The organism is Kitasatospora sp. NPDC093550, assembly GCF_044764985.1.
Classification (GTDB): domain Bacteria; phylum Actinomycetota; class Actinomycetes; order Streptomycetales; family Streptomycetaceae; genus Kitasatospora.
Map to the genome: position 1 here is coordinate 37,130 of NZ_JBIWJF010000027.1, position 23,008 is coordinate 60,137.

Below are 23,008 nucleotides of genomic sequence, written 5' to 3' on the forward strand. Positions count from 1 at the left end.
AATCGACGGATCGCCGGGATAAACACCGATGAGCCGGGGAGGCCCGCCCTCTCAGGTTCGAGAAGAGCGTGGCCTTGGGCTTCGCCGAGTCCTGGACGACTCACGGCGGCCACGTGTGCGCGTGCGCCCTACAGCCCCGGGCCACCGAGTCCCCGACCGCCGCGGTCCCGATCATGGGCCGGCTGGTGCCGCTCCTGCGGGCGCTGGGGGTCGGCGGCGCGTTGTCGCGCGGCCTGGATCCGCCACGACTCCTCGGCGACGCGCTGTGTGCGGGGCAGGGCGTCGCGGCGGTTCATCTCCTGGCGGATCGCCGTCGTCGAGGCCTGCAGGGCGTCCCAGCGTTCCCACGCCGCCTTCGCCTCGTCCCAGGCGGCGCGCAGGCCGCGGCGGCGGGAGGCCTTCGTGCGTTCCAGCACGGTGTCCCGGGTGCCGCCGGCCTGCCGCCAGTTCTCCAGCAGTCGTTCGTGTTCGGCGGGGTCGCCCGCCTGGGCGATGGCCTGGACGATCTGCTGCCGGGCGTCTTCGAGCCGCCGGGCCCGCTCGGCGCGGGCCTCGCGGACGGCGGTCAGCCGTCGCTCCAGGGCCTGACGGTCGGCGCCGCGCACGGCGGGCCGGCCGAAGAGGGCGGTGTCGGCGAGCCGTTCCTCGATGTCCGAGGCTTCCCGGTCCGCGGCATCCGACCCGGTCCCGGTCTCCAGGGCCTGGATCAGGTCGGCGGCCCGGCGCATCCGGAGGATCGCCGCGACCCGCTCGGCCCGCCGTGTGACCTGCTGTTCGACCTCGCCGCCCGGCTCGAGTGCGGTCGCCAGCGCGGCGGCCTCGGCGTCCCGGGCGGTCGCCTGCCGGTACGTGCTCTCCGCGGCGTCGGCGGCGTGGGCCATGGTGTCCGTGAGTTCGGCGTCTGCCAGCGTCGCGTAGGGGAGGTCCTGCCACGCGGGTGGTTCGCCCGCCGCGGGAGTGGTCTCCTCGACGGGCGCCTCGTCGGGGAGGTCCGGCGTCGTGTCCTCGGCCACGGCGACGTCCCGGCCCTCGGACGGTCCGGCCTTCGCGGCGTCGAGCGGCGGACCGTCCGCGCCCGGGGCCCGCGTCTCGTCGGCGACGAGCGGTGCGAGGGAGTCGAGGCGCGGTTCGGGCCCGGTCTCCGGGTACAGGGCATCGCCCCGCCGGGCGGCGGCCTCGACGGCGCGGGCCCGGCGGCCGACCTCGGCGACCTCGTCGTGCAGCGCCTGCCAGGCCCGGGCGTCCCGCTCGTCGACCGGCCGCCCGCCGATCCCGGGCTCGCCGTCGCGCAGCCCTCGGCGGGTGCGCCAGGCGTCGGCGAGGGAGGCGGCGCGCTCCCAGGCCTCGCGCAGGTCGTGGTCCGGCGGTGGGACGGGGCCGAGGACGCGTGCCCAGGCGGGCGGGTCCTGGGCGAGGGTGCGGCCGGTGCGGCGCAGCGCGGCCTCGATGACCTCGCGGCGTTCACGCAGGTGGTCGATCCAGGCGGGCGGGGTGTACCCGTCCCGTTCGACCGTGCGCTCCGCGAGCCATTCGGGCACCGGGCCGCCGTGGTCGGGGACGGGCGGGGGGCTGTCCGGCAGGAGTCGGCGCAGGCGCTGCTCGGCGCGGATCCGCGCGATAACCACGTCGGCCCGCTCGACCCGCCGACGGGCCTCCTCCTGTGCCTCCACGTTGGCACCCATCGTCGCGGAGACGATGACGCCCTCCTGGCCTGCGGTGGCCGCGTGGCCGGTGCCCGGTTCCCGCTGCCAGATCTCGCGCATGCGGTCGATCGGCGCCATCCGGGCGCGCAGCCTCTGCTCGTGCAGGAGCGCGGCCAGGGTCTCGTAGGCCTCTCGCGCGGACGCGGAGTCGGGGTCCGCGCGGCCGAGGGCACGGGCGTAGCGGCGGGTCCAGGCGATCTCCTCGGCGAGCCGGGCGCGGGTGCGGTCCCCGTACACGCGGTGGGGCCAGGCCTGGACCTCCCGGCCGTCGACCCTCACGCGGCGCGGCTGGTTGGCCACACGGGCGTCGGCCCGGTGGAGTTCCTCCAGCGCGTGGGCGCGGCGCTCGGCGGCGCGTTCGGCCAGGGAGTCGAGTTGTTCGGCCGTCAGGTCGGCCAGGGGGCGGCGGGGGTCGTGCTCCCGCAGTGTCCGCAGGGTGTCCCGGGCCTGTTCGACGTGGTTGTCGATACGCCAGGACAGTACGGCGGAGGCGTCCTCGGCGTCGTGGAAGTCCCGCTCGTCGTGGGCGGCGCGCAGGATGAGCTCGGGGGCGAAGCCCTCGCGTTCGGCGTCGCGGACGGCGCGCACGACGGCGGGCCAGGCGTCGGCGGCGATGAACGCCTCGGCCGCGGGGCCGAGGACGTCTCGCAGCATGGTCTCGTAGCGCAGGGACAGCGCGCGGGCGTGGGCGTCGGTGTACTCGGCCGCGAGTCGGCGGATGCCCCAGGCCCGGTCCCATTCCTCGCGGACGGTGTCGGTGGCGGAGCGGGAGGCCTGGGTGTTGCGGGCGATGGCGTGCAGGACGTCGGCGATCGTCCGCCCCTCGTCGAGGACGACGTAGGCGCGGTTCTCCCGGCGGCCGCGGGTCATCGCGACGTAGGCGGATTCGCGGGCGGTGCGCTCGGTGAACAGGCCGCTGCCGGTGTCGACGGTGGCGCCTTGGCCGCGGTGGGCGGTGCCGGCGTAGCCGAGGTCGACGGACCGGGCCACGTAGTCGGCGGGGAGGGTGGCGCGGCCGCGGTGGCCGGTGTGGCGCACGACCAGGGAGCCGTCGTCCTCGACGCTGACGACCGACCACTGGTCGCCGTTCTTGACGAAGTCCTTGCCGCCGCGCACGACGTTCCTGCGGGCGTTCCTGCGGGTGACGACGAGGTCGCCGCCGTGGGCCCGGCCGCCGTCGCGCAGCCGTGCGGCGCGGGTGGTGTCGAGGCGTCCGGTCGCGAGGCGGTGGGCCTGGGCCATGGCGTTGAGCTCGTCGACGGTGGCGTTGTCGTCGGCCATCATCATGGCGGTGAGACCGGCCTCGGTGTCGCGCTGCCAGTCGGCGAACACCTGGTGGAGCATCTGCTCCCGGGTGCCCGCGACGACGCGTCCCCGGCTCAGGTACCAGGTCCAGGCTTCCTCGGGCTCGCCGCCGCGCAGGGCGAGGGAGGCGGCGGCCTCGCCGGGGACGCGGAAGCGGTGGACGCTCTCGAGCTCGACCACGTCCGTGGTGCCCGCGAGCAGGCGCAGCGCGCCGCCGGACTCGACGCTCGCGAGCTGGGCGGGGTCGCCGACCAGGCGGACCAGGGCGCCGGCCCGCCGGGCGTCGGCGATGACGGCGGCCAGGCGCCTGCTGCCGGCCATGCCGGCCTCGTCGACGATCACGAGGTCCCCGGGGTACAGCTCGAAGCCGGGCTCCACGGTTGCGCCGTCGTGGGCTCCCTCGCGCCGGGCGAGCCACTCGTGCAGAACGTAGGCAGCGGCGCCGATGCCGGCGGAGAGTTCGGCGGCGGCGCGGGCGGAGGGACCGAGGCCGACGACCCGTCCACCGGCGGCGCGCACCGCGTCCGCGGCGAGCGCCATGGCGGTGGTCTTGCCCGCGCCGGCGGGGCCGATGGCGGCCTGGACGAGGTGCTCGCCGGTGGCGAAGGCCCGGGCGAGGGCGCGCTGTCCGGCGTCGAGCGGGCGGTCGGGGTGGGCCTCCCGGTGGGCGGCCTCGACGCGTTCGTACACGGCGGCGGGGACGGCCGGGATCACCGGGGTGCGGGCGGCGGCGACGATGTGGTCCTCGGCGGCGAGGACGGCGGTGGAGGTGTAGAGGCGGGCTTCGCGGCGGCGGTAGACGCTCTCGCCGTCGTCGCGGGTGAGCGGGGCGAAGCGGGGGTTGGGATCGGGCGGGGTGAGGTCGAGGCAGTGCGCCGCGAGGGCGCGGGCGGCTATCTCCTCGGCGAGGGCGGTGCCCGGGCGGGTGCCCCTGGTCGCGTTCGTCACCCAACGGCGGGCCTCGGCCAGGACCTGGCGCCGGCCCCAGACGGAGCGGTGCTCCGAGACGGTGTCGACTACTTCGCGGGCCGCCGTCTCGACGTCGATCCGCAGGACGGCGCTGTCCTCCCGGAAGCCGTCGGCGGCCTGCCGGGCGGCGCGTAAGAGGCCGTCGACGCGCTCGGCGCCGAAGGCCCGTACGGCGGCCTCACGCCACGCGGTGCGCAGGTCGAACAGCGAGCGGGCGCGGTCCTTGTCGGGCCGGGTGTCGAGGGTGGCCCGCTGCATCAGGGCGGTCAGCGTCTTGGCGGACGGCTCGCGGCCATGGGTCTCTCGGTACTCGTCGACGAGGTCGGCGACGCGCTCCCTGATGCCGAGGGAGCGCCGGGAGTGGCCCTCGATCAGGTCGGTGCCGACCCCGGCTATCTCCATCACCGGGCGCTTGCCGGCGCTGACCTCGCGGGCCTCGGCGCGCAGTCCGAGGGCGGCGCAGACCTCCTCGAGCACCCGGGCGTTGTAGAGCTCGGACGCGGCGACGGCCTGCGCGTACAGCAGCGCGCTGTCGAGGCTGCGCCACCGGCCGTCGCGGCCGCGGACCTTGTTCGCGACGACGACGTGGTCGTGGAGCATCGGCTCGCCGAGCCGGTTCTCGTAGTGGCGGAAGCGGGTGGCGATCAGGCCGCCGTCGACGTGCTCCTGGGCGACGCCGCCGCTGCCGGTGCGGGTCATCGTCGCCTCGGCCTCCAGCCAGGCGAGGGTGTCGTCGATGGCCCGCTCGTGGGCGCGCTCGACGGCCAGGCGGACCTCGGCGTCGCCGAGCGCCCAGAGCACGGAGACGCTCTTGGCGGCGGAGAAGACGAGGTCGAACCCGGCGACGGCGCTCTGCCGGCGGCCGGCCTCGGCCGCCTTGACGAACCGGCCGAGCTCCTCCTTGCCGGCGGGCCTGCGCCCGTACCGCCGGACGAACAGCCGCGCCCCGGCCTTGCCGCGCAGGGCGGCGTGTTCGCTGGCGGTCGGCGGGCGCCGGTGGCGGCGCTCGAACGCCGCGACCTCCTCGCCGAGTTCGCGGCCGAATTCGCCGTCGGGCTCCTTGTAGCGGGGGTAGGCGCGGCCGAGCTTGGCGGCGGCGAGGGCCTGCTTGGCAGTGGCCCCGTCGGCGATGCGGGCGGCGATCACGGCGGCGGCGTCCGGGTGCAGGCCTTCGCCGTACAGCGCGCGCATCTGGTCCTCGGTGACGGTCCCGGTGACGCCGAGCAGGGCGGTCCCGGAGCCGGTCCACCGGCCCGGCGGCTGGCCCTCGGCGGTGTAGTAGTCGCCGAGGTCGCCGCCTCGGCGGGGCGCGTCGGCGGAGACCGTCTCGCGGAGGTAGTAGGCGTAGCCGTCCCCCGCACTGAGGCGATGGACGGTCATCATGCGGGGACTTTAGCCGCCAAGGTCACTCGAGTGTCAGAGGTGTGACTGTCTTGATCTTGAAAAAGTGCGAGGCGAGCCGAGGACGGCGTGGAGCGAGTTCGCGAGCGGTCGACGTACTCGGGGAAGCGGCGCTTTTTCTAGATCAAGACAGTCACGAGCTTCGCGAGGCGGTTGTCCACAGCCGGGCTCACCGAGCACGGCTGTGGACAACCGCACCTGCGACGTGCCTTCGAGCGCGGCATGAGGGTGCGCCGGGACGGACGGTGCGGCGACGACGGACGCGTCGAGCGGACCGGCCGCGGGCGCGGCAGCCGCCGGGTCCTGCCCGAATCGCGCCCGCGCGCGACGCCGGCGCGGCACAATGGGGCCCACGGATGATCGCTTGGGGAGGGGATCTCGTGACACAGGAGACCGGGGGAGCCCGCAGACTGTCGGCGCGCCAGAAGGCCCGCCTCGCGGCGGCCGAGCGGGCCGAGCGGTTCGAACGCCGCGAGGCCGAGCGCCGGCGCCTGGCCGAGGACGTCATCCTGAGCCTCGGCGAGGCCGAGGAGTTCGCGGCGGAGACCGAGCGGCTCGTCGCCGACCTGCGCCGGGAACGCGCCGCCAAGCTCGCCGCGAAGTCCGCGGCGGCCGACGCCCTCGTCGTCGCCCTGCTCGACACCGGTGCCGACGCCGCCGAGGCGGCGGAGCGCATCGGGCTGTCGCAGGCCGAGGTCAAGGCGGCGAGGCGGCGTCACACCGCCGCTGAGGCCGCGTCGGCCGCGAGCGTGCGTCAGTCGGCGACCGAGGGCGCGGGGCCGCATGCGTCGTAGACGCCGCGAGCCGTGCCGGCCCGGCGGGGACTGTCGTACGCCTCCCCGCCGCAGCGGACCCAGGAAGAATCGAACCTCGGTGGTCACCGCACCGCTCGTGTCCGGCTGCCCCCGCGCGTGCGGGGAAAGAGCCTCCCAGATGAACGGGAAGCGCGCGCCGTACGGCTGACCCCCACAAAGCGCGGGGAGGGACGCATCGAAACGGTCGCTGGTGACGAGCATGCCCGGCTGACCCCCGCGTGTGCGAGGAAGGGACTTTCCGAGCCGCGGCGACGCAGCGCCTTTGCAACTTCTTGACCCGCCATGGCCCAGTCGTGCCAACTGCTGGGTCTCCACGAGGGATCAGAGCATCTTCCCACACGACGCCATGGCGAGGACGATCTCACCCAACCACCACGCGCAGGTCGGACCACAGCAACCGGGGTTCGATTCTCGCGCTTGAGTTACTGCCTTTTAGGCGTTCTCCCCCCTCTGCCGCACAAACGTCGCCATGCCTGCCGAGAAACAAACCAGGGACCCCACTTTCAAGAGAAGAGGTCGACTCTCGGCACGGAATCAGATCCGATCATTGTGCTCAATGACACGCGGGTCGGGTGAGGCTCCTACGTGATCATCTGGAATGCTGTTCCCCGTCCGCCGCCCTCGGCTTTGAGCGGCGGGCATCCGCAGTACCGGGCAACACCGCCCGGGAAGCCCACGGAGAGAACGGAACATCATGAAGCCATCTGTGCTTGTCGTGTCCACCGACCCCCAGGGGTCCGCCGTCGTCTGGGCGGAGCGGGTGGGAGACAACCTGCCCTTCGACTTCATGGCGGCGCACGAGCAGGCCGATCAGCTGATCCACCTGAAGAAGACCGGCGCGAAGATCCACGTCATCGCCAACCAGAAGGGCGGCGTGGGCAAGACCACCACCACGGTCAACCTCGCGGCGTGCACCTTCGACGTGCTGGGCGAGAAGGACGAGTACGAGCACATCTTCATCGACACGCCGGGCACCCTGGCCGATGAGGAGATCCTGCGCCGGGCGCTGGAGATCGCGGACGACGTCCTCGTCCCGATGATCACCGAGCCGCTGTGCTTCGACCCGACGGCCCGCACCATCCAGAAGGTCATCGAGCCGATGGACATCCCCTTCCGGATCGTCGTCAACAACTGGGACCCCCGGGACGGCCGCGCCGACCTCGAGGACACCGAGGCGTATATCGCGGCCAAGGGTTGGCCGCGCGCCAAGACCGTTCTGCGCCGCTACAAGATCCACTCGCGGGCGGTCGCCGAGGGCACCGTCGTCACCCAGTACAAGGAGAGCGGCACCGCCTACCGGGCGCGCGAGGACTTTTTCCGCCTGTCCCTCGAGCTCGGGTACGGGGGTCGCTGATGGCGGGCCGTCGTGTCTCCTTCGCGTCCATGGCCGCCGACCCGGTCGTCGACGCCCCGGGTGTGGACAGCGGTACCAAGGACACCCCGGCCCGGTGGGTCCCCACCGCCAACTGCCTGCCCAACCCGCGTAATCCCCGAGACGAGCTGGGTGACCTCTCCGACCTGGCGAGCATCAAGGACCGCCAGCTCCAGAGCTGCCTCGCCGTCACCCCCAACGCCTACCTGCGGCTGTGGCCGGAGGACCGGCAGGCGCTCGGGGCCGGTCCGCAGGACGTCGTCATCGTCAACGGCAACCGCCGCCGCGCCGCGGCGCAGCTGTACGGGCGGGAGCAGCTGCTCGTCGTCGTGGACGACACGGTGGCGGAGTCCAAGGCGAGCCTGCTGCGGGCGGCGCTCGACGAGAACATGGCGCGGAAGGACTTCGACCCGATCGAGGAGGCCAATGCGGTCCTACTCATCGTGGCGCAGTACCCGACCGCCAAGGAGGCCGCCGAGGCGGAGGGTTGGTCTCAGAGCTGGATCTCGCATCGCAAGAACCTGTTGAAGCTTCATCCGGAGCTGCAGCGGCAGGTGCGTGCCAAGGCGCGTGGTGAGGAGGGCATCTCCATCAACGTCGCGCGGCGTCTGGGGTCGGTGAAGGGCATCGAGGAGATGTCCCTGGCCGAGCAGACGTCGGAGCTGGAGCAGCTGCTCCAGTCCGATGCCGACGCGGTGGCGGCGAAGCGGGCGGCGCGGGTGGAGGCCAAGGCCGCAGCCAAGGCGGCGCCTGCCGAGGTGCCGGCTCCGCAGCCGGTGGTCGCGCCGGCGCCGGCCGCCCAGCCAGTCACGGAGGCGGCGCCGGCGGCGCCGCAGCCAGTGGTACCTCCCGTCTCCCGGCCGGAGCCCGCGCCGCAGGCTCCGCTCGCGAGCGCTGAGCCCACGCCTAGCGCTGACCGATTTTCCGCGGAAAATTCCGAGCCGCTCCCGATGCCTGAGCAGCGGGAGAAGCCGGCGGCCCCCACCCCGACGGTGGAGCTCGCCGATGTCGACTGGCACAACGTCGAGGAACTGGCAGACGCCATCTGCCGCACTCTGTCAGCCGACGAGGCTTACCGTCTCGCCGACGCCCTGGCCAACCGTCTGCTGACGACCAGCGGCTGACGTACCCGTGGTGTCCCGCCTCTCCCGAAGGCGAGGCGGGACACCACAGCTGTTACGGGTCTGGCCGCCGATGCGATTCGGCGGCTCATCCTCGCCGACACTCCGCGGACGCTGCCAGGCCCGCTCATGGCACGATGTCAGGCGCTCCTTGACTCCTCAACAGCCCAACCGCGCCCCCTACGGCAACGAAGTGGCAAGCATTCGGTACCAACATCTCATCGGCAAAGAAATAGCAAAGCCCCTGCTGCGCCGCAGGTCAGGAAGTCTCCTCCCCGCACACGCGGGGGTCAGCCGCTGTCGTGGACCGGCGGCGACTGGAAGCTCACTCCTCCCCGCACACGCGGGGGTCAGCCGCGGCCCCCCCGCGCGCGTCGCCGGTAGCAGTGCTCCTCCCCGCACACGCGGGGGTCAGCCGTAGGGGTCGATAATAAGGTTTGCCGTGAACAGCTCCTCCCCGCACACGCGGGGGTCAGCCGCGGGCGGTGCGGCAGGAGTCTGGTCGACGTTCCTCCTCCCCGCACACGCGGGGGTCAGCCGTTGAAGGCGGCGATGGCGGCCCGGCGGACGTGCTCCTCCCCGCACACGCGGGGGTCAGCCGTGCCCGGAACCGCCTTTCGCGGCCACTCGGAACTCCTCCCCGCACACGCGGGGGTCAGCCGGAGGAGGAGTTGGAGATGGAGCTATCGGGCCGCTCCTCCCCGCACACGCGGGGGTCAGCCAGGCGGTGTTGAGCATCTCGGCACTGCTCCTCGCTCCTCCCCGCACACGCGGGGGTCAGCCGTCAACGGCGTCAGCGTGCCCGGCATCCACCACCTCCTCCCCGCACACGCGGGGGTCAGCCCCTGTCGCACGCCGCCACCCACGTCACCGTCTCCTCCTCCCCGCACACGCGGGGGTCAGCCGGACTCGGAGGCCAGCGCCAGGAACCGCTCGATCTCCTCCCCGCACACGCGGGGGTCAGCCTTCTGTGCGTTCTCCGCCCGGACTGCCAGGATCCTCCTCCCCGCACACGCGGGGGTCAGCCGGCGCTCACCGCCCCCGAGGCCCGCCTGCACGCCTCCTCCCCGCACACGCGGGGGTCAGCCGCCGGTCATCGTCATCATGCTGCGGTTGGCGAGCTCCTCCCCGCACGCGCGGGGGTCAGCCGGCGGTGTTCCTCGGTGAGGTCGGGGTGGAGGGCTCCTCCCCGCACACGCGGGGGTCAGCCGTTCGGTCATGCAAAAACCCCCGGCGTAGTGTGCTCCTCCCCGCACACGCGGGGGTCAGCCGTGCGGCACCGAGGCGAGCACCCCGTTCGGGACCTCCTCCCCGCACACGCGGGGGTCAGCCACAGTTAGTCACGGCCAGTCATTTGGTGGAATCCTCCTCCCCGCACACGCGGGGGTCAGCCGGTGTCGATCACCTCGGAGTCGACCACCCGCCGCTCCTTCCTCGCACACGCGGGGGTCAGCCGCCGAGTTCGGGGAACTTCGACAGCTGGCACTTCTCCTCCCCGCACACGCGGGGGTCAGCCGGATCCGGCGTAGTCGTGCTGGTCGCTCCACGCCTCCTCCCCGCACGCGCGGGGTCAGCCGGCCTCGACGTGTGACTACGCCCCCGCTCGGCTCGGGCGCGGGCGCTTGGTCGTGTCAAAGCTCAGCGCACTACCGGGATCGCTCCCGAGCGCCAATCCGCGAGCCGCTTGCGGATGCTGGGCACCATCGGCAGCTCGTCCGTCTCAGCCGGGGTGAACCACGCGACCTCGAACGACTCGTCCGAGGTCTGCAGCCGGCCGCCGGTCGGCCGGCCGAGCAGGCAGATACTGAACTCCTGCCGGACCTCACCGTCGTCGTAGGCGAAGACGTGTCCGGGGTTGGTGTAGGTGCCGACTATGCCGGTGATCTCGATGTCGAGGCCGGTCTCCTCTCGGGTCTCGCGGATACCGCACCCGGCGAGGGACTCACCGAGGTCCATCTTCCCGCCCGGCAGAGCCCACATACCGTTGTCTGTGCGGCGCTGAAGGAGGACGCGGCCAGCGTCATCGACCACGACGACGCTCGCGGCGGGGACCAGGCTGTTTGCTTTCGGGGCGTTCGGGTCGTCCTCGTAGTCACGCCTGGGCATGCTGCACCTCCGGGATCGTCCACACATCGCGCCCCTTGGCCCACAGGTCCTCGATGTGACCGGCAAAGCGGTCGAACACGCCGTCGTCCTGGGCTCGCCTGAAGTGCATCATCGGGGCGTCGTGGCCGATCCTACCGGGCAGCAGCGGCGTGACGATCATGTCGTTGTCGAAGCGGAAAGCCGACAGGCTGACGTGCCCGGTCTCGTAGCGCGCCTCGATGTTGGTGTCGCGCAGCTTGGCCAGCTCGGAGAGCGTCACCTCGATCCGGGTGGAGAGCGTGAGCGGGACGTCCTCCTCCATCTCCCTCTGCCGGGTGACCGGGCTCGCGGGGTCTCCGAGGACAAACCGGATCCGGCAGCCTGCAGCCGCCTTCTTGCGCAGGAGGGCGCCGAAGTTCGCGTGCTCCAGCCACAGGAAGTAGTTCGTGTAACCGGCGAAGGCGAGTTCCCTCTCAGCGCCGCTCACCAGCTGGCGCCACAGGGTCGCCGGGGCCGCCGACCGGTACGGGTACATCTGGACCAGCTCCCGATCCGGACCCGACTTCACCAACTGCTGCACGGATGGCCAGAGCACGGTCTCCTCCTCGCCGAGGGCCTGGCTGGCCACCGCGCGGTGCCGGGCGTGGGGCTCGCGCGAGGGGTTCGCGAGCCAGCGATCGACCGTCTTGGGGTCGACGCCGCACAACCGCGCGAGCCGGGGCGAGGTCATGTTGGCACGGGCCATCGCCTCACGCAGGGGGCTATTCACCGGCTCTCCTTCCACGTTCGGGACGTTTCAAGGTCTACCAGTGAAACGTCCCAAACGTCCTCGAAACGCAGTATGACGTCCCATCAGGTGGGCCGACGATGCAGTCGTGACGGAATCCCCCTCTCCCAGTAGAGCCCAGCTACAGGCTGAGGCCTGCATTCGCTGCGGACAGGAGGGGGGCGATCTGGTCCCGGCCGGCCACCACTACACGCCGACCGGCGAGAAGTCCGCCCCGCTCGGCTGGGCCGTCGTGGTCTGCGCCGACGGATGCCCCCAGGAGACCTGATGCCTGACTTCGATCCGACTTCTCCGGAGTGGCGTGCGGCGGTCGCCGGCGTCGTGGAGATGGTTGAGCTGTCACGCCAGAGGCGCGGGGCGCCGCCCCTGAGCGAGGCCGACGAGCTGGAGGCCCTCTACGGCCCCGCGCCCGCAAGGCAGGCCAACGAGTGAACCTTGCCGGGGAACCCTTGCCGGCCGACGCCGAGCCCGAGACGAGCGGCTACTGCCGCGACTGCGGCCAGTACGGGCGCGGCCTGTACGACGGCATCCGCACGGCCCTGACCGATTGGATCATCGACCACGTCGGCTGCCCGGCGGACGTGGTCGAGGGCGAGCCGGAGTAGCCGCTAGCTCCCTGGCCGGCCGTGCGGCGGCGCGGCTGGTTGGCTGGCTGGCTGGCTGGCTGGGGCTACCCGTAGAACAGGCGCCAGGTTGCAACGCCAAGGACATGCGCCATCGCGGTGATGTCGTCGAGCGGCGCCGGGGTGGCTTCGCGCTCCCGGCTCGACACGGATTTCCGGTCGCCGCTGGGCCTCCCCGCACACGTGGGGGTCAGCCACCTCAGAGCAGGTGGATACCGGGCGTCTCCGCGAAGTTCGGTGCAAGTCAATCCGGTCCTCCCGTACGAGCATATCTGACGCTCAGTCATCGATACGCTGCCTTCGTGAGTCAGCACCCCACCCAAGCCGCCCAGCGTCGCCCCGGCCTCTGGTACGTCCTTACGCCGATATTGAGCATCGGCCTGCTCGCCTGCGCACCGTTCTGGCACGCCACCACGCGACTATCTCGGGCTCATTCGCGGGACGCGGCGAAGGCTCGCCGACTGGCCATTGTGTTCACCGTCATCCTTGCGATCGGCCTCATCATTCCTCCTGCTGCAGGGTTCACCGCGCTCGCCGGGATGATCATCGCCCCGATCCTCCTGTCTCCGTACCGGGCCCTGATCTATGGCACTCAACAACCACTGCCGGCCTTCTCGCCAGAGCCCGTTGGTGCTCTCGCTGCCGTCCAACAGGCCCGAACTCTGCGCGCCGAGGCGCGTCGCATCGTTCAGGATGATCCCGCCATGGCCCGTGAACTGGGTATCGGCCGACCGGGCCGAGGCACCGGCTACGACGACGGCGGCCTGCTGGATCTGAACAGCGCCGACGCTCAGACGATCTCCCAGGTACTCGATGTCAGTTCTGACATGGCCGAACGAATCGTCACCGCCCGCCGAGAGATCGGCGGCGCATTCCGCTTGTTGGATGAGGTCATCGCGTACGCGAGCCTTACTGAGGGCGAAGAACTCGTCATCCGCGAACGCGGCGTTCTGCTGCCGTGTTGAACGGTGAGTCGGATCAATAGGTACCGGAGAGACCCGGCCTCCACTCCCCATTCCGGATGCACGCCCCTTCACGCGCTCGCGGCCGGGGCCACGCTTCCTCCCTGAACTGCGGGGGTCGGCCGTCCCAGAAGGCGAAAGCGGTCGAGTACCACCTCTCCTCCCTGCACTCGCGGGGGTCGGCCGCTCGGCGCGTCCGCCTCTGACCTGGGGACCGGCTCCTCTCCGCACCCGCGGGGGTCAGCCGATCATGAACGATGAGCTGGTGCCACGCGGCCTGTCCTTCCCGCACCCGCGGGGTCAGCCGACGTCGCCGCCGAACTCGTGCTCGGCCCAGATGTCCTCCCCGCACCTGCGGGGGTCAACCGTCGGCCTGGGCGTAGGTGGATCCGAGGTCGCGGAACTCTCCGCACCCGCGGGGGTCAGCCGGTTCAGCCGGAGTTCCTGCGCATGGAAGACGTGTCCTCCCCGCACCCGCAGGGGTGAGCCGGGCGCGCGTCATGATCGCATCGGGACGGTCGTCTCCTCCTCGCACACGCGGGGGTCTGCCGTACGAGCTGACCATCTCGGCGCTGGACGCCAACTCTTCTTCGCACACGCCGGGGTCAGCCGAGCCGTACGGTGCGCAGGACGGCGGCGGCCCTCTCCATCCACACACACGCGGGGGTCAGCCGTTCCTGGACACGCACCCGCAGTTCAAGGAGCACTCAGCGGCCGCCTCATAGAACACCGGCCGGGACGGCGCCGGGAACTGTGAGCCGGGGCGAGCGTCCTGGTCTGAGCTGGGCGGCGCGGGCGCGTTCGCCGTGGCCTGAGTGGGCGTTTCGTTCCTGGTTTGTCGAGGTCAGGTTCCCCGTCAGGTTGGGGTGGATCCGCCGTGAGGCGACGGGTCATGAGGCTGATCATCGCGACGTGGATCATGGCTTCGGAGCGGGCCGGCAGGGCTTCGTAGTCACGGGCCAGGCGGCGGTGGTTCATGAGCCAGCCCAGGGTGCGTTCGACGACCCAGCGTCGGGGCTGGACGACGAATCCCCTGGTGGCGGGGTCGCGGCGGACGATCTCAACGTCGATGCCGAGGGTGGCGCCGTGTTCGACGACGGTGTTCTTGTAGCCCATGGCGGCCCAGGCCTTGCGGATGGTGGGGTGCTCGCAGGCCACTGTGGTCAGCAGGTGCCGCCCGGCGGTGCCGTCGTGCACGCTCGCGGCGGTGACCAGGACCGCGAGCAGGAGGCCGAGGGTGTCGGTGACGATGTTCCGCTTCCTGCCGACAATCTTCTTTCCGACATCGATGCCTTGGGTGGAGGCGGGGACGTTGGTGGAGGTCTTCACGCTCTGGGAGTCGATGATGCAGGCGGTGGGTGCCGGATTGCGGCCTTCGGCGGTGCGGATGAGGCGCCGTAGGAGGCCGTTGAGCTGCTCGAACACGCCGTCGCGTTGCCAGTGGGCGAAGTAGGCGTAGACCGTCTCCCAGGGCGGGTAGTCGTGCGGGAGGTAGCGCCAGGGGATGCCGGTGCGGTCGACGTAGAGGATCGCGTCCAGCAGGTCGCGCAGGTCGTGCTCGGGTGGCCGGCCGAACGCGAGGGCGCGTTCGGTGCGGGCCTTTCGCCACGCGGTGAGGGTGGGTTCGACCAGCGCCCAGCGGGCGTCGGACAGGTCGCTCGGGTACGGTCGGCGATCCGTCATGATGACGGCATACTGCGCGATTGCCGTTTTGACCAGAGGCCGCGGCGCTCGGCGGACAAGTACGACTCGACCTGGCTTCCTGGGATGAGACAGGAGGAACGGCGCAGTTCCGGCGGACATTCGTGCAGTGGTGGCGCTGCTGTCCCAACAGCCCCGGAAGCCCCTTCAAGCGGCTCGATCGAACGGCTCGGAAACCAGCATCAATCGGCTCCCTCGCGGACGAAACGCCCAGTGAGACCGCGTTTGAGATCTGCCGTGCCCCGTTGCTCTTCGCTCCGTGGCCGACGGTGTACTGGTACTTCACGTGGTGGTACGACGACGGCACGGTTGAGCGCATCCATGACGCCCTGCGCGGCATGGTCCGTGAAGCCGACGGCCGCGACGCCGAGCCGAGCGCTGGCCTGATCGACTCGCAGTCCGTCCGCACCGCCGATACCGTCCCCGCTGCAACCAGGGGCTACGACGCGGGCGAGAAGGTGAAGGGCCGCAAGAGGTTCATCGTCACCGACGCCCTCGGCCTGCTCGTGGCACGTTGTCGCGGTGAGAATCCAGGACCGCGATGGCGAAGCGACCGTTGCTGTGGACCAGGCTCGACCACCCTGGGGTGCCGAAGGTCTGGGTTGACCAGGGCTTCGTCGGGCGCCTGGCCCACTGGACCGCCCAGATCCTGGGCCGTGAGCTGGAGATCGTCCGCAGAGGCCCCGACCAGCGCGGCTTCCACGTGCAACCCAAGCGGTGGGCGGTGGAGCGCACCTTCTCATGGCTCATCGCCCGCCGACGCCTCGCCAGGGACTACGAGACCAGCCTCGCCCATTCGGAGACGGTGATCCGCTGGACGATGATCGGCGTCATGGTCCGTCGTCTCACCCGAGGGCGACCGGCAAGCCGACCAGGCCCACGATCGTTCTCGCGCGCTGAGGCCTGCGGGCTCAACTGCCGTGCGCCCGAAGGCTCTCCGCTCACCTCGTGAACGCAATCACCAACGGGTCCGACTCGGGCGCTATGTAGTCGTATGTCGGGGAGTCGACGTGGCAGTGATCGCTTGCGTCGGCCTCGGATGCGAAGTCCTCGATGTTGTCGGCGAGGAGGTCGAGAGCCTCCCGCCCTCCCTGGATCCTTAGGATCTGGTCCTCCGTGGCGATCGAAGCGGTGTCGTGCTCCGGATCCTCCCGGAACGCGATCTCGGACAGCGACCTTTCGTAGGGAATGGGTTGCCGGTTCTCGGAGAGATCACAGCTTCCAGCCTTACCCCGCAGCAACTGTCCGAGCGCCAGGAGCTCTCGACGCGTCCCAGAGAGCTCGAGCTCTCTGGTTTCCCTGCTGTAGAGAACCTGCAAGATCACATCCTCTCCGACCTGCCGATCCTATCGATCACCGACGCGGATCGTCCTGCCAGTCCTTCATCCTCAGCCGGGCCCTACAGCTTCAAGGAAGATCTCAAACGCGGTCTGAGGGTCGGGGCGGAGACGCTACGCGGGTGGGGCGGCGGTCGGTTCGGGGCCGTCCAGGGGCCAGGTGTCGCGGTCGCCGAGGTGGTCGTAGGCGGGGAGTTCGGCGGCGAGGACGTCGAAGTGGGGCAGTGGGGCCCACAGGGCGCGGTCGCCGACGACGTAGAGGCGGCGTTTGGCGCGGCTGGCGGCGACGTTGAGGAGGTGCGGGGTGCGGGCGGCCCAGGCGCGGGCGCCGGGGCGGCCTCCGGCGCCGAGCAGGAGGACGACCACGTCGGCCTCCTTGCCCTGGGCGCGGTGGACGGTGGCGCAGCGTTCGTCGATGTGTTCGGGGGTCCAGCCGGGGAGGGTGCGGCAGGTTTCGCGGGCTTCGCGGACGAGGGCGCGGAGGGGGGCGATGATGCGCAGGCGGTCGACGTCGACGCCGTGGCGGTCGAGTTGGCGGAGGAGGAAGGTGAGGGCGCGGCGGTCGCGTTCGCCCCAGGGGGCGTCGGTGGGGCGGTCGGGGTCGGGGGTGTCGAGCCAGCGGCTGGGGAGGAGGCCGTCGTGGTCGGGGTCGGGGAAGGGCTGGGGGCGGGTGCCGTAGACCATGAGGCCGCCGTAGGCGGTGTCGTTGCTGACGGTGAACATGGGGTCTTCGCAGCGGCGGTGGACGCGCAGGGGTGAGCCGACCCAGACGGTGTCGTGCTCGGCGCCGGTGGGGGCGGGCAGGTAGGTGCCGTAGCGGTTGACGCGGTCGGCGACGGCCTGGGCGGAGGTGGCGCTGGGCAGCCATGCGTCGTCGACGCGGTGGGCGAGCAGGAGGCGGCGTTGTAGGGCGGCGGGCATGGTGACGACGGGTTCGAGTTGGAGGGGGTCGCCGACGAGGACGGCGCGGCGGGCGCGCCACAGGGCGCCGACGGCGGCCTGTGGGGTGGCCTGGCCGGCTTCGTCGACGAGGACCCAGCCGAGGGAGGCGCGGCCGAGGCGGGCGAACATGCTGCCGAGGGAGGAGAAGGTGGTGGAGACGACGGGGACGAGGAGGAAGAGGGTCTGCCAGGCGTGCAGGACCTGTTCGTCGGGGACGGGGCCGTGGTGGCCGGTCATGAGGTCCACGAGGACCTGGAGGTTGCGGCGGATCCGTTGGGCGGTGTGGGCGGCGAGGGCGCGGTGGAGGTCGAGGGCGCGTAGGAACAGGTCGCTGCGGGCGGTGTTCCAGGCGTCGTCGGACCAGGGGGCGCCGAGTTCCTGGTCGTGGTCGTCGAGGTGGAGCCAGTCCAGGGGCAGGGAGGGGAGGGTGGTGGCGGCTTCGCGCAGGGTGCGGTGGGCGGCGTCGAGGCGGGCGGTGGCGTCCTCCAGGTCGCGGCGGGCTGCCCAGGCGTCCTCGCGGGCCTTCTCGGCGGCGGCGTACGCGGCGGATTCGGCGGCGCGGGCGGTGTCCTCGCGGGCGCGGGCCTGGGCTACTGCGGTGGCGGCTTCGGTGAGGGCGGTGGTGGAGCGGGTGCGCAGTTCGTCGGCGGCGAGGTCCTGGGCGCGGACGCAGCGGGCGATGTGGTCGTAGGCGTCCTCGAGGGCGGTGCGCTGCTGGACGAGTTGGGTGAGGAGTTCGGCCCGGGTCTGGTGGCGGTGCTGTTCGGCGGCCTCGCGTTCGGCGGTGCTCTGCAGCAGTCGGCGCAGGCCGGCGCGCAGGCCGGGCTGGGGGGCGGGGGGTTCGTCGTGGAGGGCGGTGAGGGCTTCGACCTGGCGGCGGTGGTGTTCGGCGGTTTCGCGGGCGGCGGCGAGGAGGCCTCGGGCGTCGGCGAGGTCCTGGCGGGCGTGGGGGATGCGCTCGGTCGCGGCGCGGTGGGCGGCGTCGGCGGTGCGGACGGCCTCGGTGGCGGTGTCGAGGGCGGTGAGGGCGGCGTCGTGGCGGGCTCGGGCGTCCGCCGCGCGGGTGTCGGCGCGGGTGATGGCGGCGCGCCGGGTGTCGAGGCGGGCGTCGGCGTGCTCGGGTCGGGTGTCCGCGAGGGCGGTGGCGAGGCGGGCGCGTTCGGCGCGCAGGCGTTCGACCTCGGTCTGGGCGGTGTGGAAGGCGGCGACGGCCTGGCGCCAGGAGGGGACGGGGTGGGCGGGGGCGGTGAGGGGCGCGGTGGTGCCGCTCCGGTCGGCGGCGGGGGCGGCGGTGCTCCGGGCGGTGGCGCGCGTGTGGTCGCCGCGCTGGGTGCGGGTGGCGGGCTTGGTGGGGGTCGGTGGGATCCAGTCGCCGAGGATCTCGTTCATGCCGCGCAGCGGTGGGAGTCCGGCGGCGGCGCGGGCGGCGGTCTCATCCTCGGGCAGCCGGCCCCACCAGAAGCGCTCGGTGAAGCGGGTGCGGTTGGTCTTGTTGCCGAGGACGGCGGCGACCAGCCCCCAGGCGGGGGCGCCGCCGAGCAGGGCGGAGGCGAGGTCGGAGAAGTGGTCGGGACCGCCGTGCCAGTGCTCGTCGAGGGCGTCGGCGCCGGGTAGTTCGGCGGTGATGTTCTCCACGGCGCCGTTGTTGGAGGAGGCGACGACGATCTCGCGGCCGGTGAGTCGCGGGTCGAGGGCGTAGACGAAGCGGGCGTGGCGGCCCTGGCGGTCCCTGCCGCGCCACTCGGAACCGGTGAACGCCTGCTCGGGCCGCCGGTAGGTCGCCATCACGGCGGCCCGTTCGACGACGAGGGCGGCGACCAGGTCCCGCAGCATGGTGGTCTTGCCGGTGCCGGGCGGGCCGTTGACGGAGAAGAGGCCGCCGGCGTCGGCGTTCGCGTCTGCGGCGCGGTCGTGTCCGGCCCGGTCGGCGAGCATGCGGTTGACCGCGAACTGCTGGCTGAGCGCGAGCGGGTGGCTCGCCTTGGCGGGCCAGCGCCCGGCGGGGACGAGGGCCGGGTCGACGCCTTCGAGGACCGTGAGGCGGTCCTCGCGCAGATCGATGCGGGCGTCGAGGGGGATGTCCCGGCGGTCGGTCAGGTAGGCCTGCAGGGCGGGGCCGAGGCCGCCGGCCGCGTCGTCGCCGAGCGCGGCGCGGACGCGGGCGAGGTCGGGCGGCAGGAGGCTGTTGAGGAACGGCTGGGGGGCGGCGGGCTTGTCCTTCGGGTCGCGGGGGAGCCGCACCAGCCTGCTCTGGACCCGGATCACCCGCGGGTCGAGGTGCTCCTCGACCCCGCACAGGTGGGCGATCTGGGCGGTCAGGGCGACGAGGTCGGCGAGCGTGACCGGGCGCTTGCCGGTGTCGTCCGCGGCCTCGCCGTCCGGTGACCGCGCGTCGGCGGCTCCCGGGCTCGGCGAGGGCGGGGCGGTGGGCCCGGGGCTCGGAAGGCGACGGTCTTCCGAGCCCTCCCGGGCCGAGCTCCCCGGGGCCGCGTCCTCCCGGTTCGGACGGCGGGCCGCCGACCACTCGGCGACACGGCGTACCAGCGGCTCCGCCGCCCCCTGCACGGCGGCCCCGGCGACCTCGCCGAACAGCGCCCCGACCGCCGCCACCGCCGCGCCGCCCAGGATCTCCGCGAGCAGCTGCCGCCATCCGCCGTCGGGGGCGGCCTCCTGCCGTACGGGCGCCGCGCCCACGGGCCGCGACAGCAGGGGGTTCGGCAGGCGAGGGGGAGCAGGAGCGGGTGCGTACGGCACCGGCGCGGCGGCCAGCCGCCCCACCGCCACCTCGAAGGCCTCGCCCAACTCCTCGAACCCGTCCAGCCATCCGGCCGCCGACGGCCCCGGGTCGAAGAGCCGTCCCGTCGCCCAGGCGCACGCGGACACCACCGAGGTGTCCCCGATCGGGCGGCCGTGCTCGTCCAGGACCAGCGCGAACATCGCGCTCCCGCCCGGCAGCCGCAGCTCCTCGTCCGGCACCCCCGGATCCGACTCCGTGCCCTTCGGCAGAGCGGCGATCATCGCCCGGCGCAGCCGCTCCAGGTCGAACACCCCGCCGTACACCTCGTGCCGCCACACCGTCCCCCGCGGCGCCCGCCACGCCGCCGTCTCCGGGTGCTCCGGCGCCCACGGCAACACCGGCGCCGTCCCTCCCGCGGCCGGGGTGACCTCGACGACGACCGTGTCCGACGCCCGGAGCCGCCCGGCACGGCGCTTACGCGGCACCTCCGGGATCGACGGCGGACTGAACAACTCAATCGCCCGCCAGCAATCCAGCAGATCCCCGACCCGCTGGCCCCGCCCGTCCCCGGTCCGCACCCCGTTGCCCCCTGCGTCGAACCTGCGGCCCACAGCCGCTTCGTGTGCCGATCAGCCGGCCGCCGAATCTACCGGACGACGCGCAGGCGGGCCGGGTACTCGGACGGCTTCGTCTCTGCGGACGCCCCGCGAGCGCCCACGGCCGGCCGCGATGGTTAGCCCTCCAGGCGTCATTGACACGTGGCACGATGTCTCCGGCTCTTTGACACTTCCACAGATCTCCTGGTCCTGGCCGACTCACCCGACGCCACATCAGGAATAGCAAAGAAAGTGCAAAGCCACCGCATCACCCCAGGTCGGAAAGTGTCCTCCCCGCACCCGCGGGGGTCAGCCGATCTCCCGGGCCGGGGCCCAGAACGCCTGCGCGTCCTCCCCGCACCCGCGGGGGTCAGCCGCGGTTCCGCTTGCTGTCCTTGATCACGCCGATGTCCTCCCCGCACCCGCGGGGGTCAGCCGCCGGCCCGGGCCGGTACGCGCTGACAGCGCCGGTCCTCCCCGCACCCGCGGGGGTCAGCCGCCACCAGGGCCGCGGCCTACGCGGAGTGGCTTGTCCTCCCCGCACCCGCGGGGGTCAGCCGGAGCCCCGCGGGCACACGCGAACCACCCGCTGGTCCTCCCCGCACCCGCGGGGGTCAGCCGGAGTCTCCGCAGAGCGGCAACGGCGCCCTCCAGTCCTCCCCGCACCCGCGGGGGTCAGCCGTCCGATCGGGTCAGTTCCATGCCGATCCGGCTGTCCTCCCCGCACCCGCGGGGGTCAGCCGCGTTGGGTTCCTCAGCTGTCTTCGCCTAGCCGGTCCTCCCCGCACCCGCGGGGGTCAGCCGGCGGTCGCCCGGCTGCAACTCTCCGGACTCGAGTCCTCCCCGCACCCGCGGGGGTCAGCCGGTGGCCGAGATGTCGGTCGGCGTGGACGACCTGTCCTCCCCGCACCCGCGGGGGTCAGCCGGCCCAGGTCGGAGGGATTACCCCTCTGGCCTGGTCCTCCCCGCACCCGCGGGGGTCAGCCGCGATGGGAACACGACGGCGACTGGTCCGACGTGTCCTCCCCGCACCCGCGGGGGGTCAGCCGCAGTGGGACGAGGTCCCGGTGGGCAACGCGGAGTCCTCCCCGCACCCGCAGGGGTCAGCCGGCGTCCGGCATCGCGGACCTGGTCGACGCCGTGTCCTCCCCGCACCCGCGGGGGTCAGCCGCATCCGGCAAACGCGAACCGGCACGACGGTCTGTCCTCCCCGCACCCGCGAGGGTCAGCCGGTTGCTCCGGGCTTCACAGGCAGGATTCCTGGGTCCTCCCCGCACCCGCGGGGGTCAGCCGGCAGGCACCCTCACCGGCTACGCCCGCCGCACGTCCTCCCCGCACCCGCGGGGGTCAGCCGTTCATCCATGACTTGATATGGCTCGTCCATGCGTCCTCCCCGCCCCCGCGGGGGTCAGCCGCGTGCTGTTGGTGGCCCGTTCGACGGGGACCCGTCCTCCCCGCACCCGCGGGGGTCAGCCGGGAGCCTGAACGATGTCCGACTCCGCCCGCCGGTCCTCCACGCACCCGCGGGGGTCAGCCGATCACGGAGGGGCTGTCCTACGTCAACCCGCGGTCCTCCCCTCACCCGCAGGGGTCAGCCGCTCGGGCACGCGTCTCCTCTCTACTCGGCACAGTCCTCCCCGCACCCGCGGGGGCCAGCCGGCCCCTCCAGCGCCTCCGCAGCCCGACCACTCGTCCTCCCCGCACCCGCGGGGGTCAGCCGACGTTGAGCACTGAAATCGCGCGGATCGGTGGGTCCTCCCCGCACCTGCGGGGGTCAGCCGATCAGGGCGCCGTTGGGCTCCCAGTCCGTGGCGTCCTCCCCGCACCCGCGGGGTCAGCCACATCAACAATCTGGTACTCGGACTTCGGGGCAGTCCTCCCCGCACCAGCGGGGGTCAGCCGGCCTGCACCTCCTACGGCCCCCGCTGGCGCACGTCCTTCCCGCACCCGCGGGGGTCAGCCGGTTGGACTCAATCTTGTCCGCGACGGCCTGAAGTCCTCCCCGCACCTGCGGGAGTCAGCCGTACGCCTACGCGTCGATCGTCTCTAGTGAGCTGACCTCCTCGCACCCGCGAGGGTCAGCCGATCGTAATTCCCGATCACAGCAGCGCACTAATGGTCCTCCCCGCAGCCGCGGGGGTCAGCCGTCCGGCGACACCCTGTCCGAGACCGGTCAGCGGTCCTCCTCGCACCTGCGGGGGTCAGCCGCTCGTCGGCAGGTCGAGCCTCGACAACTACCGGCCCTCCCCGCACCCGCGGGGTCACATCGGTGCCAAGGTCATCTGGGGTTGCCAACCCAATCGCCGAGGTCAGAAGCGAAATCAGGTCTTCTGGCACGTACGGCATGTCGCGCGGTGGATGGGGTGGCCGTGGGGCATCGACCTTCGGCCGATCCGGCGCGCCGCGCCCGCTTCGCCGTCGTATGGCCGGACGGCCACCGGAGTGACCTTCCGCCAGGCGTGCTGGCCTTCCAGCCGTGCGGAAGCCCCGGCGGGGGCTCCTCCCAGCCCCGCCGGCTCTGAAAACGGCTGCGGCCCGCCTCTCGAAGGGCC

12 protein-coding genes, 2 pseudogenes and 1 CRISPR repeat array are annotated in these 23,008 nt (G+C 72.6%); of the genes and pseudogenes, 8 read left to right on the forward strand and 6 right to left on the reverse strand.

Annotation, left to right across the window (positions count from 1 at the left end; all coding sequences use genetic code 11):
- Positions 1 to 128 precede the first annotated feature (128 nt).
- Complete coding sequence (gene mobF, locus ACIRD3_RS32115) at positions 129 to 5,360, reverse strand: MobF family relaxase (protein WP_402223618.1); 5,232 nt, start codon at positions 5,358 to 5,360, stop codon at positions 129 to 131.
- 398 nt (positions 5,361 to 5,758) lie between these two features.
- Here mobF and ACIRD3_RS32120 point away from each other — a divergent pair, with 398 nt between their 5' ends.
- From ACIRD3_RS32120 to ACIRD3_RS32130, 3 genes are all read left to right on the forward strand, one after another.
- Positions 5,759 to 6,172: a hypothetical protein gene (locus ACIRD3_RS32120; RefSeq protein WP_402223620.1), complete on the forward strand. Its 414-nt coding sequence runs from the start codon at positions 5,759 to 5,761 to the stop codon at positions 6,170 to 6,172.
- A gap of 736 nt (positions 6,173 to 6,908) precedes the next feature.
- Positions 6,909 to 7,547, forward strand: coding sequence for a ParA family protein (locus tag ACIRD3_RS32125; protein WP_402223622.1), 639 nt, complete (start codon positions 6,909 to 6,911; stop codon positions 7,545 to 7,547).
- A gap of 29 nt (positions 7,548 to 7,576) precedes the next feature.
- Entirely contained in the window at positions 7,577 to 8,689 is a 1,113-nt protein-coding gene (locus tag ACIRD3_RS32130; RefSeq protein WP_402223624.1) for a ParB/RepB/Spo0J family partition protein, read from the forward strand.
- 265 nt (positions 8,690 to 8,954) lie between these two features.
- Positions 8,955 to 10,264: a CRISPR direct-repeat array (repeat unit 28 nt; unit sequence CTCCTCCCCGCACACGCGGGGGTCAGCC).
- 60 nt (positions 10,265 to 10,324) lie between these two features.
- Here the strand turns inward: ACIRD3_RS32130 and ACIRD3_RS32135 are convergent.
- Entirely contained in the window at positions 10,325 to 10,792 is a 468-nt protein-coding gene (locus ACIRD3_RS32135; protein ID WP_402223625.1) for an NUDIX hydrolase, read from the reverse strand.
- Positions 10,779 to 11,540: an XRE family transcriptional regulator gene (locus ACIRD3_RS32140; protein ID WP_402223627.1), complete on the reverse strand. Its 762-nt coding sequence runs from the start codon at positions 11,538 to 11,540 to the stop codon at positions 10,779 to 10,781. The genes ACIRD3_RS32135 and ACIRD3_RS32140 overlap by 14 nt, the downstream gene beginning before the upstream one ends.
- A gap of 285 nt (positions 11,541 to 11,825) precedes the next feature.
- On the opposite strand from ACIRD3_RS32140, the gene ACIRD3_RS32145 reads away from it, so the two are divergent.
- The 3 genes from ACIRD3_RS32145 to ACIRD3_RS32155 all read left to right on the forward strand — a co-directional run bounded on the left by ACIRD3_RS32145 (position 11,826) and on the right by ACIRD3_RS32155 (position 13,146).
- A complete protein-coding gene (locus ACIRD3_RS32145; RefSeq protein ID WP_402223628.1) occupies positions 11,826 to 11,990 on the forward strand; it encodes a hypothetical protein in 165 nt (54 codons plus the stop codon).
- Positions 11,991 to 12,007: 17 nt separating this feature from the next.
- Entirely contained in the window at positions 12,008 to 12,163 is a 156-nt protein-coding gene (locus ACIRD3_RS32150) for a hypothetical protein (protein WP_402223630.1), read from the forward strand.
- 320 nt (positions 12,164 to 12,483) lie between these two features.
- Positions 12,484 to 13,146, forward strand: coding sequence for a hypothetical protein (locus tag ACIRD3_RS32155; RefSeq protein WP_402223632.1), 663 nt, complete (start codon positions 12,484 to 12,486; stop codon positions 13,144 to 13,146).
- Positions 13,147 to 14,019: 873 nt separating this feature from the next.
- Here the strand turns inward: ACIRD3_RS32155 and ACIRD3_RS32160 are convergent.
- Positions 14,020 to 14,826 (reverse strand): annotated as a pseudogene (locus ACIRD3_RS32160) (IS5 family transposase); the annotation flags it as partial.
- A gap of 356 nt (positions 14,827 to 15,182) precedes the next feature.
- On the opposite strand from ACIRD3_RS32160, the pseudogene ACIRD3_RS32165 reads away from it, so the two are divergent.
- Together ACIRD3_RS32165 and ACIRD3_RS32170 are read left to right on the forward strand one after the other, a co-directional pair.
- Positions 15,183 to 15,341: pseudogene (locus ACIRD3_RS32165) on the forward strand (transposase); the annotation flags it as partial.
- A 44-nt stretch (positions 15,342 to 15,385) separates the two neighbouring features.
- Positions 15,386 to 15,796, forward strand: coding sequence for a transposase (locus ACIRD3_RS32170; protein ID WP_402223634.1), 411 nt, complete (start codon positions 15,386 to 15,388; stop codon positions 15,794 to 15,796).
- Here the strand turns inward: ACIRD3_RS32170 and ACIRD3_RS32175 are convergent.
- A complete protein-coding gene (locus tag ACIRD3_RS32175) occupies positions 15,786 to 16,163 on the reverse strand; it encodes a hypothetical protein (RefSeq protein ID WP_402223636.1) in 378 nt (125 codons plus the stop codon). The two genes, ACIRD3_RS32170 and ACIRD3_RS32175, sit on opposite strands and share 11 nt — an antisense overlap.
- Before the next feature lie 132 nt (positions 16,164 to 16,295).
- Complete coding sequence (locus ACIRD3_RS32180) at positions 16,296 to 20,345, reverse strand: DEAD/DEAH box helicase (protein WP_402223638.1); 4,050 nt, start codon at positions 20,343 to 20,345, stop codon at positions 16,296 to 16,298.
- Positions 20,346 to 23,008 lie beyond the last annotated feature (2,663 nt).